Genomic DNA, 11989 nt, shown 5'->3' with positions numbered 1-11989 from the left:
ATCTTTTTTCCTAATCTCCGCTAATGAATCCGGTGCCTATCATCACCCCCTTGTCAAAATACTTTTGAATATGCTCTCTATCCCAGCAAATGATCGATGATATAGCGGTCCAGTTCCTCATAATCGGTGTCCTCCCGCCTAGCCGCAACTTCCGCCTCGTTCAGCGAACGCACTTTGTCCGCCAGCCGTTCGGCGACAAACAGGGAATTCGCCAAATGCTTGCATGCCTTCTCGTCGGATTGCGTCCGCAAAGCCTTGACGTCAAGACCGACGTATTCGCCGCCGCTGCCGTATCCGCTTTCCATCAATACGCGCACTTGGTTAAACGCCTGTCGCAGGTTCACCGAACCGAAAGGCCGGTCCTGGTCGAACTTCAAGCCGTTCTGATCGTTCAGATGAACGCCCCACAGCTTCTTGTGCGCAAGGGCAAACGCCATGTCGTCGGCCGGATCGAGTCCGGCGAGCAAAGAGTGTGCCGACTCGATCAGCACGCCGACACGGCTCGGATCGATTGTCGTGTACCCGAGCGCAAGCGCATGGCCAACGGTCGGCACGAACGACTTGTCGACCGGTTCGTTCGGCTTCGGCTCGATCATAATGCGGATTTGTTTGTCCGCCTCGAGCATCCGGTTGATCGCTTCGGTCAAATAGTGAAGCGATCTGGCTGTCGATTTGCTTTCGGGGACAAAGTTGCCTTCTCTCGCAAGCCACAATACGATGTTATTCGTCCCGAGTTCGTTCGCGATTTCGATCGCTTTTTTACTTCTCTCATCCGCATAATCGCGCAGTTGCTTCAAGTTGGCCGTATACGCGCCATCCCTTGTCCGCGCATCTTCCCATAGCCTCGGCGCGACAAATTCCGGCACCAGCCCGGCGTCATCCAATTCACGCTTGAGCTGCTTCGCTTTCGCCCGCAGGCTGTGACTGTCGCAATCGTTCAAATCGGGCACCGCATCGTCGTCATGCAGTTGGATCGCATCAAAACCGATTTCTTTCACCAACTCCAGCTTGCGGGCAAACGCAACTTCATCGCGGACGGGCGGACCGAACGTATCTGCGCCAGTATGAATATTCCAAGGGCCTACCGAATATCGAAATGTTTTTTCCATATATCATCCATTCCTTCCCATTGCTTTGTGGATTGCCTTGATGGCGTCGTCGCAATCTTCATCTGTCAAGCTTTGGTGCAAGCTGATCGCAACAGCCCGGCTCAGCCAATCGAGCGTATTCGGACACATATCCGGCGAATACTCGACATTGCCTGTATAGCTGGCGCAAGTCCATGGCGTATCGCGTTCCGATGCCCCTCGCTTCTCCATAATATAAGTCCAGTTTTTGTAAATATGGCGATCGGCAAAACCGTTATTGTGGATTGTCCCGTTCGGAATGCCTTCCTCGGCAAGCCGTTGCGAGAACCGCTCCGCCATCACCGCATCCGGTAAAAAGAAATTCAGGCTATACGATACGTCTCCATCCGGATCTGGAATGCGCTGCAATTGAAGCTCCGGAATATCGGCAATGCCTGCAGTGATCCGCTTCTTCACGTGCTGCAACCTGGAGACAAGTGAATCGATCCGCTCCGATTGGGCCAGGCCAAGCGCCGCATTGATTTCACTCATACGATAATTCTCTCCGGGGAACAGCGTCACTTCGGGGAATTGATTCAGTCCCCAGAACCCGTAAGCAGAGTCGTGATAAATGCTGGCTCTCGCATAGAGGGTTTCGTGATTCGTTGCGATCATGCCGCCTTCGCCGGCCGTAATCAGCTTATACTGCTGGAAGCTGAAGCACCCCGCATCGCCGATCGAGCCAAGCGCCCTGCCCTTATACGTTCCTCCGTTCGCCTGAGCGACGTCCTCGATGACGAGCAAGCGATGCCTGCGCGCAATCTCCATAATTTCATCCATTTGGCAGGGGATGCCCTTCATGTGCACCGGTATGATCGCCTTCGTATGAGGCGTAATCGCCGCTTCCAGCGCTTGCGGGTCCATCGTCAAAGTGTCGTCCACCTCGACGATGACCGGTACGGCCCGGGCGATCAGAACCGCAGACGCCGTCGCAATGTACGTATATGCGGGCACGATCACTTCATCGCCCGGGCCGATTCCGGCGCCGATCATGGCGGCAATCAATGCGGAAGTGCCCGCATTCACCGCCAAACAATGACGGACGTTCAGCCGATCGCGGTACAGCTTCTCCAGCTTGGCCGCATCCGACTCCTCTTGGCTGCCATGAAACCTGAAGCTCCGCTTCTTGTCGATTACCCGCAGCACATATTCCCTTTCCCGGTCGTCAAACTCCTCCGAGCTTACAAATGCGGGCACCCACGGTTTCGTTCGCACGGGAGCAGATTGATGATTTATTGTCATTGCGATAATCCTCCTCGTTCATTTCATTCGTCAATGCCGGATCGGGATGCCGAGCTTGCGCTCCACAAAATCACGGCAGATTTCTAGACTGTTGTATGGCGTACTCGTCGATTGGTCGATTTCCACTGTTAACCAACCTGTGTAGCCAATTTCGTTCAACGCATCGATCACCGGATGGAAGTTGATCTGACCAAGCCCCAACTCGCAAAATACCGGGAGCGCCTCGTTGCCCATCATCATCGGGAAATCCTCCCGTGTCGCCCCCTCCGGCGTCAAATCCTTAAGATGGACATAAGCGACCCGCTCCTTGTAGCGCCGGATGACCGAGGCCGGGTCGATGCCAGCTCCCGTCAAGTGCGCTGTGTCGGGGGCCAGGAACACCGCTTCCGGATCGCACAGCTCCATAAGCGCATCAAGTTCGTCCCCATCCTGCAGTTCCGTCCACAGATGCGGATGGAGGCAAGATTTGACGCCCAGCTCCAGCGTGCGTTTGGCCGCTTCGTTAATCGTTTCGGCCGCAACTTTAAGCTCTTCCGGCGTTGCTTTGCCCAGTCTCGGTCCTCCGGGACCGAATACGAGATGCCCTGCCCCGCACCCGGCGATCACCCGGGCCAAACGAACGTTGTAATCGACAATGCTTTGCCGCTGGGCCGGATCGGCGAACCTGCGGCCGTTCTCCCCGGAAGCTCCGCCGTACAAGGCGCTCATGACAAGTCCGTAACGCTGCAAAATTTCCCGCAATTCGTCGGTACGCTCTTCATACTGCAGCCCGAACGATGGCCATGGTTCGATCGCCCGGTAGCCAAGCTGCGCCGCTTCTTCCATCGCCTGCAGATGGCGATCGCCCCACGTGATCGCATGAACCGCTATTTTCCCTTGAAATGCATGCTTGCTCAACATCTCTTCCTCCTCTATTCCTTCAACGCTTTCAGCAGATCGTTGCAAGCCGACGCAAATAGACCGCAAGCCTGATCGCTAAAAGGCGTAGTGAACATTTCGTAACCGCTCAGGCCATCATGAAACGCCTCATACGTCGGCAAATAACCGGTATATCCGTTAGCAACGCAGGAAAACAATGTCGTCTGAAATGGAGAGCTTTGCCTGATCGGTCCGACGTAACCGTTAAAAATTTCGCCGGTTACCGCTAGCAGCGCCAAGTCTCCGATGCGAACGCCCAGCAGCGTAACGTCCACATCGGTACGATGGTATTCGTCCGCGGCAGGCAGTGGAACATTCTTCTGCAACGTATTCAGCGGGACGGAGCTCATCTCGGCCCTATTATGCATAGCAGCGGTCGCATCAAGATAAAGCTGTTGCGCATATTGTTTCACGAGCGGGTAGGTATCTTCTGTCGTTCCCATCGAAGGTCCGCATTCCAACGGCCCGACATCTCCCGTGAAGCCTTGCAGAAACAAAGAAACGAATCCGCCCCCATGGGCCGCCTCTAGTTCACCCATCGCCAGTCCGACAAATTCCGAGCTGACCCGGTTCGCCTTGTTCCAAAGCACGGTGGGGTGCACCGCGCAATTGACGATGCTGGCGAGCGGCTCCCCTTGCATCGATTCGAAAACTACGACATGCAGCGTTTTATCGATCGGAATTTTGTCGTTTGCCGTCAAGTTGGGCCGTCGACAGACAGCCAGGCTGCACGTGCCGGTGCCGACGGTCATCTTCACCGGAACAAGGGCTTGCGACAGTTCCTGGATTTTGTCGTAGATGCGCGAAGTATATTTCTCGCCGAAGTGAACCGGTGCGCTGTGCGTATGCGTGGCATGCACCGTGACGTAAGATTCCGCCGTCTTCGCCGCTTCCGCCCACGACCGTCTCGTACCGGCAGGAAACGTGTTGGAAAACCCTTTGTAAATCAACCTCCGGCCGGATCCGTCGCGTACCGCGACGAACTGCTCGTTCGTCAAACAGGCGTCAATGCTGACGATTACGCTCCGGCGCCGTCCGTCATCCAACACCGCAATCCTGGCGTACAGATCGTCCAAAATATCGGTCTCCGGGTCGGCGACATAAAGCTCCGGGTCGTATCCCTGCAACGGAACCATCTCTTCCGGGGTAATCTTAACCTTACCGAATGAAGCCTTCAGCATATCACCCACAGCGCCACTCCTCTGACTCGTTGCATAATTAATTTATAATTTGAATTATATCATAGATATTTTTGTTTGAAAATTTATTTTTAAAATTATTAGGCTAGGAAAGTTGTGTAAGCAATGCAAATCCCCTGACAATAGTTGTGAAAATAAATTAATGCATGCACAAAACGTGTATAATCAATAGTATCGCTGTATTTTCGGAAAGGATTTCAACCTATGACACTGAATTCATCGGAGAAACAAATTTTGGAGCTGATCAGCTTCGGGCAAGGGTGGTCGCGCAAGAAAATCGCCGAATCTTTGAGTTTGACGCAAGGTACGATTACTAACGTGACCAAAAATTTCTTGGAACAAGGCTTGATTATGGAAGGAGAACGGGTTAGCAGCGGAATGGGGAGAAAAGAAGTGCTTTTATATGCCCACCCGCACAAATTTACGTATATGGGCATCGATATCGGTGGGCATGCCGTCCGTTTTTCCCTGGCCGATAACGGCTTGGAGCTGCTGCATACGCATGAATGCCTCATGGAGGAACTGACGCCCGAGGAGCAACGAGGGGAAGCGCTGCTGCGCAAAATAGATGAGTTTCTGGCTTTATGCGATGCGGATGGAACCGCCATCGACGCCATTGGCATCGGTATTACGGGGATCGTTGACGCCGCGCAGATGACTGTGCTGAATATGCCGAACGCCGAACATTGGGACAACCTCAACCTCGTTTCCCTGCTGAACGAACGGTACCATTGTCCCGTATTTCTCGATGAAAGCGGCCGCACAATGGCGCTCGCCGAGCAGATGGCGGGCCAAGCCCGCGACATTGGCGATTTCATCGTTGTCCAGGTCGGCTACGGCATCGCCGCAGGCATCATGATCGACCGCAGGCTGCTTCGGGGCGTCAACAATACGGCCGGGCTGCTTGGCCACATTACAGCCGACCCCAACGGCTCGCGCTGCAGGTGCGGCAACTACGGTTGTCTGGAAAACATTCTGACGTTCCCCATGCTGGAAAAGGACTTTCACGGAAGAGGCGGCTCCGGTCGCCTTGCCGACGCCTACCGGCTCAACGACAAGATCGCCATCGATGTGTGCCTCAACGCCGGCCAGGCATTGGGCATCGCCCTGAGTAATGTCGTCAATCTGTTCAATCCGGAAACGATTTATATCGGCGGACCGATGTTCGACGTCATGCCGCTGCTGCTGGACGAGACGAAGCGGACCATAACGCTTCGGGCCAACCGCTTCTCGACCTTGACGCTGCAACTGGATCGAACGTCATTCGGTCCCCGGCAAGGCATCATCGGCGCGCTGGCGTTAGCGAAAAGCCGCCTGATCCAAACCCTGTAGTATCGATTCGCCGGGGACTGTTCAGCTATGCATTGAAGCATTAAATTTCCATATTTACTAAACCAATGAAATCAACCGAAAAGATGGTGGGAAACAAAAAAAGCGGAGGAAATGGTCGCAGATCTTATCGCAGATTATATCAACGAACTCAGGATGAAAAAGGCTGCCATGTTACTTGAAAACTCCAATATGAACGTGAGCGACATTATATTCCAGGTGGGTTATGAGAATGAGTCCTATTTTTATAGCAAGCCTGTTCAAGCCCCTTGAGCACGGATTGTAATTCTTGCTTCGTTTCAGGATTCGTGATAACGCCTTCTTTATTCAGTTTCAAAGTGATGTGCGGGATCATAAGCGTTCCTCCATCTACAATCTCCGCGTGGATCATATTAAGCGTAAGCAACAACGAAGCATGTGCTTTATCACCGCCCATAGGTGATGGCGACGCACTGATTACCGCTGTAGGTTTGTTCATAAACTCACCTGAGGATACGACCCAGTCCAAGGCGTTTTTCAGAACGCCAGGCACGCCGTTCCCGTATTCCGGTGTACAAATAAGCACACCGTCTGCATCCTTAAGCTGTGTCCTTAGTCCTTCAACCGGAGCAGGTCCTTCCTCAACATCGAGATCAGGGTTAAAATGCGGAAGCTCACCCAGCTCGCCATAAATGGTAAATTTCATGTTTTCCGGAGCTAATGCGATAATGGCATTCACTAACGCTGAATTGGACGACTTTTGACGAAGACTTCCCGAAATAGCCAAAACTTTGATTTCCTTTTTCATCCAACAACCTCCAATTCCAATAACGGTTATACGGACATGATAAAGCATGACATTAGTGTTATAGTCAACTGAAACGTAAAAAGACACGGAAGAACAATACCGTGCCTTTCAGAAGCAAATCAAGTTGTCTGCATAATTAAATACACTCCACTTGTGTGGAGCGCACCACTTATCATCGTTATTTGACTTTCTCTTCAAACTCTTTAGTCGCCGTCTCTAGCATAGCATCCCAACTTGCGAAATCCGTCTCTCTGGCAACATGCCGATCAAACAGTTCGTCAGGAATGTTCAGAATATCTTCTCGTGTTTCCACTTGAAAATTCCCCTTCGTCAAAAACTCCGCGAAGCTATTCATTTTCGAATGCTTCTTCATAAACGTCTCATTAAAAAGTTGCACAAGCGGAATAAAGTTGGGATCTTCTTGAATTGTTTTCTGCCCCTGCAATTCCTTCAACAGTTCATCGAACGATAACGGTTTATTCTTTCTCAAACAACCACTCCTAGACTAATTTTTGATTTAAACCTGCCTGATCGATAATTCAGCCCACTTACTTTCAAGCCACTGATCAAAATCAGCACCTTTAACACCTTCGTAGGTATCGTATAGATCGAGCCTCATCTTCTTGAGTTTCTCTTTGAACTCCTCAAAGGTATGGCCTGCCGGCAAGCTCTTTTTAATTCTTACTAGAATTTTTGTAACTCCATGAATCGGTTCCCCTTGCCTCCTCGGCGGCAGTTGTACGTCCTCTCCAAGTTGTTGGAGTTTGAAGAAAGCTGCCTCTTGTACAGTATACACGAGGTCGTTGTTCAAACGATGCTTAAGAACGTCAATCACTTTAACATGTTTCCATTGACCTAACTCTTCCACAGCTGCTAAACGTTCTTTCCAATTCGACGTCCGATTGGCGGCTGCTTTGAGCTTCTCATAATTGGAAGGCAGCTCATTTCCTATTTCAACATTGCTCATACTTACTATCATATCCTTTTCTTATATTCGTTAGCGCATTCTTGATCACTCTAATATGAATGAATTATCTTCATGAGCCTTGTTTCACTTCATTATAGCATGCCTGGTCAACGAACAACTCGGCAGCTAGTGGAGAACTATTCTTAACTCTTCTTAAAAGCAAGTAGAGCCGACCCTTAATATTTAGCGTGAAGCCGTCATTCCATCTAGCGCAATGATGGACATGTCAACACGATTGAAAAGAAAACCCCGCCGTCCAAGAGTGGGCAGCGGGGCAATAAATTCTTTCGCTTCAATCGCTTTACCTTTCTTATTTCAAATCCCAAACCACTTTCAACTTCTCGATCAAACTTTTTGTTCGGCTTGCGAATTTTTCGCACTTCGAAAACCACATTTTAGAAATATTTTCGAATTGGTTTCGAGGGAGTTTAGACTCCTCCTTTAGACTAAGGTTGTAAGCAAGAGAGAAACGATACAACATTAAAGGAGCGAGATTGAAATGAAAAAGAGAAACCAATGGTTGATGATCGGCGGGGCTGTTGCTGCGGTTACGTTGTTTACGGCGACGGCGTTCGCGTACACCCCGAATACGGAGGGGTACAACGCGTTCAAAGAGGTGCTGAAGGCGAACCAATTGTCGGGCAATGCGATCGAGAGCGCGACGATGAACGGGAACTTCACCGTGACGGTAGACGGCAAGTCGGTGTTGGCCGCGGAAGGTAAGGCGAAGGTGGAGGACGCAGAAAACGGACACATCGTGAGCAGCGACTTCGACTTCACCCTCATGGGTGTAGCGCGCAGCGGCAGCTTGTACAGCAACGGCGATGAAAGCATCTATATGGTCGACCGCACGCACGATCTGAACTACCAGGTGATTAACATTGACGAGGAGAACGCCGGCAAGCACCGCATGCGGTCCCACCAGGACGACTCCCATGACCGCTCGATGAGCAAAGCGGAAGAAGTGCTCCTCGACTTCATCGTCGGCGACCTCAAGAATAACTTCAGCGTGGCGAACCATGCGGACGGCTCGAAGACGATTACGGCGGACATTGACGAGAAAGATATTCCGCTTCCGATTCGCCTGCTAATGGACGTGGCAGAGTCTAAAGACAGAGCTGAGCGCAAGCATACGGGGGAAGTACCTGCCGAATGGGAGCGGATCAAGCAACTGCCTTTCTTCCAAGGACTTAAGGATATCAACTTCGAAGAGCAAATGCCGAAGCTGACGAAGGACTTCGCGATTAAGCACGTAAAGCTCCAGTTCACGGTGGATGCGAACAACGAGCTTCAGAACGTGCAAGGCGAGCTTGAAGTAAGCGGCAAGGATGAAGCGGGCGTCGCCCACACGGTGGAGATTGAGGGCGCGGGAGACGTCAGCGGCCTTAACGCTACGACGCCGGACGTATACGGCCCTGCCGGCAAGAAAACCGAAATCATCGACGCGGCAACGTTCGAAGATCGCGACTAACATCACGATAGCGGGGGGGGACCTGTCTTATGTTCGAAGTGAACGATCTATCGAAGGTCTACCCCGGCGGCCGCGGTATCCAAGGGCTCAATCTCACCGTACTTCCCGGTGAGGTTGTCGCCTTATTGGGGCCGAACGGCGCCGGGAAGACGACAGCACTGCAAGCGATGGCCGGGTGGCTCGAGAGCGACGGCGGGAATGCGCGATTGAATGGAGCCAGCGTCGCCGACCATCCCGAGCTGACAAGGCAGCACATGGGCTTGATGATCGGCGAGCCGACGCCGTACTCCTATCTCACGGGTTACGAGTATTTGAGACTCTATCATAAGCTGTACCCGGGCATCGACGAAGCGCGTATTCGGCAGACGATAGACCTTGTGGGAATGTCGAAGTACCACGGGCTTAAGATCAAGAAGTACTCCACCGGCATGAAACAGCGGATCGAACTCGCTAGCGCGCTGCTCCACCGGCCGAAGCTGCTTCTGCTCGACGAACCGTTCTCGGGCATGGACATCGAGGGTCGGCGGGAGATGGCCGCGATATTGCGCAATCTCGTAGCCGAGACGGGGATGAGCATCATCGTCTCGTCGCATCAGGTGCGCGACATCGAGGATTGGATCACGCATGCATGCATCGTCTTCGAAGGGCGGCATGTCGGTACCGCGAGCGTCGCACAGATTCGGGAATCGTTTCCTAGCGTAGAAGAATACTATTTGCACGGTATCGGGCAGGAAAGGAGCGGGGTAGCATGATCGCGCAATTGAACTATCTCACGGGCGAAGAGCTGCGTAAGCTGCTCCGCGGAGGGAAGCTGAAGGTGCTGCTGCTGCTCGCCTTCTTGATCGGCGTCTTCTTCGTCTTCATCGGCGACCGTATCGGGCTGGACCATAACCTCCCGTCAACCGCGCTGGAACTGTTGCTTGCGATCGTGTTCCCTTTATTCATGGTATCGTTAGGGAGCGACCTTATGGTCGGCGAATTTAAGGACCGTACGATCAAGCATGCGCTGAAGCTGCCGGTCAGCCGAGAGTCCCTCTTCATAGGGAAAATGCTCGCAGGATGGACCGCCGGGGCGTTGATCGTACTAAGCGTGTTCACGCCGACGTTGATCGGAAGCCTGGTACTCCAGGGAGTGCCTGCACTCTCCGAGTTGGGCGCGAATTTTGCTGAGCTCGGCGCTGCGATTCTTTTCTGCGGATTACTGGTGGTGCTGGTTAACTGCGTGGCCTTATGGACGGGGAGCGGCGGAGTCGGGCTGTTGGTAAGCGTTGTGCTGTGGATGGCGATGGGCGTTGTGGGCTTGCTCGAACCGCAGTTGAGCCGTTTCCTCGTCACCGACTACACGGACTGGGTGCAGCCGCTTCTGTATTCAGGCGATCTCGGCGCGTCGATCTCGGCATTGCTATTTATAATAGCCTACTATATCATTGGCACTATATTGGGCTTGTTAGCCTTCCAAAGAAAAGAGATCTAATAGATGTCTATTCGACTGAAGCTCATTTTAACGTTTATTATAGGCATTTTGCTGACCGCAGCGATCGTCGCGGTGACGGGGGTCGGACTCGTCACGGGGATCGTTTGGTATTTCGGGAGCGGCATCGCGAAGGATCAAACCCCGCGCGAGGCGTTGGAGCGGGGCATCGATGTGATCGTGGACTTGCGCTATGCGGAGCGGTATAAACCTGAGGAGCTGGTCTCCCCCGCATTCGCGAGCTTGCTAGGGAACCAACTGCAGCCGTTCGGGGGGTTCCTTGTCGTCCAAGAAGGCGAGCGATGGGAAAGTTATGGCGCGCTCAAGGAAGAGGATGCGTTCCTTGTGCAGTTGCGGAAGGACTTTTCGAAGCCGCGAAAACATGCGGAAGGCGCGTTCACGGTGAGTTCGTGGGAAGGACGCGAATTGCTCGCGCTGCGGTACGATTTTCCGGCAATCGACGATCCCTTAACTTATTACCTCGTCATCGACGTGACGGAGATGTGGACGAAGGGCGGCCGTTTCCCGTTTTTTGTGCTGCTTGGCATAGGGATCTTATTTGGGATCATTATTGTCCCGCTGATCTGGATTACGACGAAGGACATCGTCAGACCTCTGCGACAGCTTGAACAAGGTTCCCGTCGTATCGCGGAGGGGGACCTGAACTTTAGCCTGCAATCGAAGGTGAGCAACGAAGTAGGCAGCGTGATTCGCTCGTACGAGAGAATGCGCAGCGAGCTCCGGCAATCGATCGGCGCGCAACTGGCGCTGGAGGAGAACCGCAAAGAGCTGATCTCGAACATTTCGCATGATCTGAAGACGCCGCTTACCTCGATTAAGGGATATGTCGAGGGGATTCGGGTGGGTATCGCGAACGATCCGGAGAAACTGAGGAAGTATATCGACGTTATTTATATGAAGACGCTCGACATGGACCGGATGATTGACGACCTGTTCCTGCTGTCAAAGCTGGATCTCGAGCAAGAAAAGTTCCACTTCGATACGGTGTCGCTAGAGGATTTCTATCGGCAGACGATGAGCGAGCTGTCCATCGAATATGAGAGGGCAGGCATACGGTTGACGAGCGAATACGAGGCCGGATCGGATGCTGCCGCGACGATGGATGCCCAGAAGATCAAGCGGGCCATCTTGAACATAGTCGGCAACTCGGTGAAGTTTATGGATAAGAAGGAACCGCATATCCATGTGTATTTCGGTCGGCAATCGGGGTCGTGGGTTATCGTGGTGAGGGATAACGGTCCCGGCATGGAGCAGAGCGAGTTAGAACAGATTTTCGACCGTTTCTATCGGGCGGATGCCAATCGGAATCAGAACGTGGCCGGCTCTGGGTTAGGTTTAGCCATCGTGAAGCAAATCGTCGAGGTTCATGGCGGGACGATTACCGCAAGAAGCGAGCTTGGGCAATCGATGACGGTGATGTTTACGATACCGATGAATGAGTCTCGATCGTGACGGGA

General features: G+C 52.7%; 13 protein-coding genes. 6 read left to right on the top strand and 7 right to left on the bottom strand.

Translation table 11 applies throughout. The annotated features are described in order from the left end of the window. Positions 1-77 precede the first annotated feature (77 nt). From ACFPOF_RS18360 to ACFPOF_RS18345, 4 genes are read right to left on the bottom strand one after another with little or no spacing between them, the layout of a single operon-like run. Positions 78-1109 carry a TIM barrel protein gene (locus ACFPOF_RS18360; protein ID WP_378135242.1) on the bottom strand — a complete coding sequence of 344 codons (1032 nt, stop codon included), beginning with the start codon at positions 1107-1109 and terminating at the stop codon, positions 78-80. A gap of 3 nt (positions 1110-1112) precedes the next feature. Beyond that, positions 1113-2369 carry a DegT/DnrJ/EryC1/StrS family aminotransferase gene (locus ACFPOF_RS18355; RefSeq protein ID WP_378135240.1) on the bottom strand — a complete coding sequence of 419 codons (1257 nt, stop codon included), beginning with the start codon at positions 2367-2369 and terminating at the stop codon, positions 1113-1115. 30 nt (positions 2370-2399) lie between these two features. Next, a complete protein-coding gene (locus tag ACFPOF_RS18350; RefSeq protein ID WP_378135238.1) occupies positions 2400-3269 on the bottom strand; it encodes a sugar phosphate isomerase/epimerase family protein in 870 nt (289 codons plus the stop codon). Between the two features lie 11 nt (positions 3270-3280). After that, positions 3281-4477, bottom strand: a complete 1197-nt coding sequence (locus ACFPOF_RS18345) for a hypothetical protein (RefSeq protein ID WP_378135236.1) — start codon at positions 4475-4477, stop codon at positions 3281-3283. Positions 4478-4690: 213 nt separating this feature from the next. On the opposite strand from ACFPOF_RS18345, the gene ACFPOF_RS18340 reads away from it, so the two are divergent. Continuing rightward, positions 4691-5818 carry an ROK family transcriptional regulator gene (locus ACFPOF_RS18340; protein WP_378135234.1) on the top strand — a complete coding sequence of 376 codons (1128 nt, stop codon included), beginning with the start codon at positions 4691-4693 and terminating at the stop codon, positions 5816-5818. Between the two features lie 111 nt (positions 5819-5929). Continuing rightward, on the top strand, positions 5930-6088 hold the full coding sequence (locus ACFPOF_RS18335; RefSeq protein ID WP_378135232.1) for a helix-turn-helix domain-containing protein: 159 nt from the start codon (positions 5930-5932) through the stop codon (positions 6086-6088). On the opposite strand, the gene ACFPOF_RS18330 is transcribed toward ACFPOF_RS18335, so the two are convergent. From ACFPOF_RS18330 to ACFPOF_RS18320, 3 genes are all read right to left on the bottom strand, one after another. Next, positions 6024-6602, bottom strand: coding sequence for an NADPH-dependent FMN reductase (locus ACFPOF_RS18330; protein WP_378135230.1), 579 nt, complete (start codon positions 6600-6602; stop codon positions 6024-6026). The genes ACFPOF_RS18335 and ACFPOF_RS18330 overlap by 65 nt on opposite strands. Before the next feature lie 178 nt (positions 6603-6780). Next, positions 6781-7092, bottom strand: a complete 312-nt coding sequence (locus tag ACFPOF_RS18325) for a hypothetical protein (protein WP_378135228.1) — start codon at positions 7090-7092, stop codon at positions 6781-6783. A gap of 27 nt (positions 7093-7119) precedes the next feature. Further along, positions 7120-7569, bottom strand: coding sequence for a HEAT repeat domain-containing protein (locus tag ACFPOF_RS18320; protein WP_378135226.1), 450 nt, complete (start codon positions 7567-7569; stop codon positions 7120-7122). Positions 7570-8068: 499 nt separating this feature from the next. Between ACFPOF_RS18320 and ACFPOF_RS18315 the strand changes: the two genes are divergently transcribed. The 4 genes from ACFPOF_RS18315 to ACFPOF_RS18300 are packed head-to-tail and all read left to right on the top strand — an operon-like array spanning position 8069 to position 11984. Then, positions 8069-9040: a hypothetical protein gene (locus ACFPOF_RS18315; protein ID WP_378135224.1), complete on the top strand. Its 972-nt coding sequence runs from the start codon at positions 8069-8071 to the stop codon at positions 9038-9040. 29 nt (positions 9041-9069) lie between these two features. Beyond that, positions 9070-9792 (top strand): ABC transporter ATP-binding protein, encoded by a 723-nt coding sequence (locus ACFPOF_RS18310; RefSeq protein ID WP_378135222.1) that lies wholly within the window; start codon positions 9070-9072, stop codon positions 9790-9792. Continuing rightward, entirely contained in the window at positions 9789-10514 is a 726-nt protein-coding gene (locus ACFPOF_RS18305) for an ABC transporter permease (RefSeq protein WP_378135220.1), read from the top strand. The genes ACFPOF_RS18310 and ACFPOF_RS18305 overlap by 4 nt, the downstream gene beginning before the upstream one ends. 3 nt (positions 10515-10517) lie before the next feature. Beyond that, positions 10518-11984 carry a sensor histidine kinase gene (locus ACFPOF_RS18300; protein ID WP_378135218.1) on the top strand — a complete coding sequence of 489 codons (1467 nt, stop codon included), beginning with the start codon at positions 10518-10520 and terminating at the stop codon, positions 11982-11984. Positions 11985-11989: the final 5 nt, after the last annotated feature.

This window comes from Cohnella soli (assembly GCF_042655525.1).
Lineage (GTDB): Bacteria > Bacillota > Bacilli > Paenibacillales > Paenibacillaceae > Cohnella > Cohnella soli.
Note: the sequence above shows the minus strand (reverse complement) of the source record. Positions and strands in the feature narration are given on the sequence as shown.

Coding starts and splice junctions, on each gene's coding strand:
- ACFPOF_RS18305 (WP_378135220.1), top strand. CDS start 9,789: ATGATCGCGCAATTGAACTATCTCACGGGCGAAGAGCTGCGTAAGCTG.
- ACFPOF_RS18310 (WP_378135222.1), top strand. CDS start 9,070: ATGTTCGAAGTGAACGATCTATCGAAGGTCTACCCCGGCGGCCGCGGT.
- ACFPOF_RS18360 (WP_378135242.1), bottom strand. CDS start 1,109: ATGGAAAAAACATTTCGATATTCGGTAGGCCCTTGGAATATTCATACT.
- ACFPOF_RS18320 (WP_378135226.1), bottom strand. CDS start 7,569: ATGAGCAATGTTGAAATAGGAAATGAGCTGCCTTCCAATTATGAGAAG.
- ACFPOF_RS18300 (WP_378135218.1), top strand. CDS start 10,518: ATGTCTATTCGACTGAAGCTCATTTTAACGTTTATTATAGGCATTTTG.
- ACFPOF_RS18335 (WP_378135232.1), top strand. CDS start 5,930: ATGGTCGCAGATCTTATCGCAGATTATATCAACGAACTCAGGATGAAA.
- ACFPOF_RS18355 (WP_378135240.1), bottom strand. CDS start 2,369: ATGACAATAAATCATCAATCTGCTCCCGTGCGAACGAAACCGTGGGTG.
- ACFPOF_RS18350 (WP_378135238.1), bottom strand. CDS start 3,269: ATGTTGAGCAAGCATGCATTTCAAGGGAAAATAGCGGTTCATGCGATC.
- ACFPOF_RS18340 (WP_378135234.1), top strand. CDS start 4,691: ATGACACTGAATTCATCGGAGAAACAAATTTTGGAGCTGATCAGCTTC.
- ACFPOF_RS18315 (WP_378135224.1), top strand. CDS start 8,069: ATGAAAAAGAGAAACCAATGGTTGATGATCGGCGGGGCTGTTGCTGCG.
- ACFPOF_RS18330 (WP_378135230.1), bottom strand. CDS start 6,602: ATGAAAAAGGAAATCAAAGTTTTGGCTATTTCGGGAAGTCTTCGTCAA.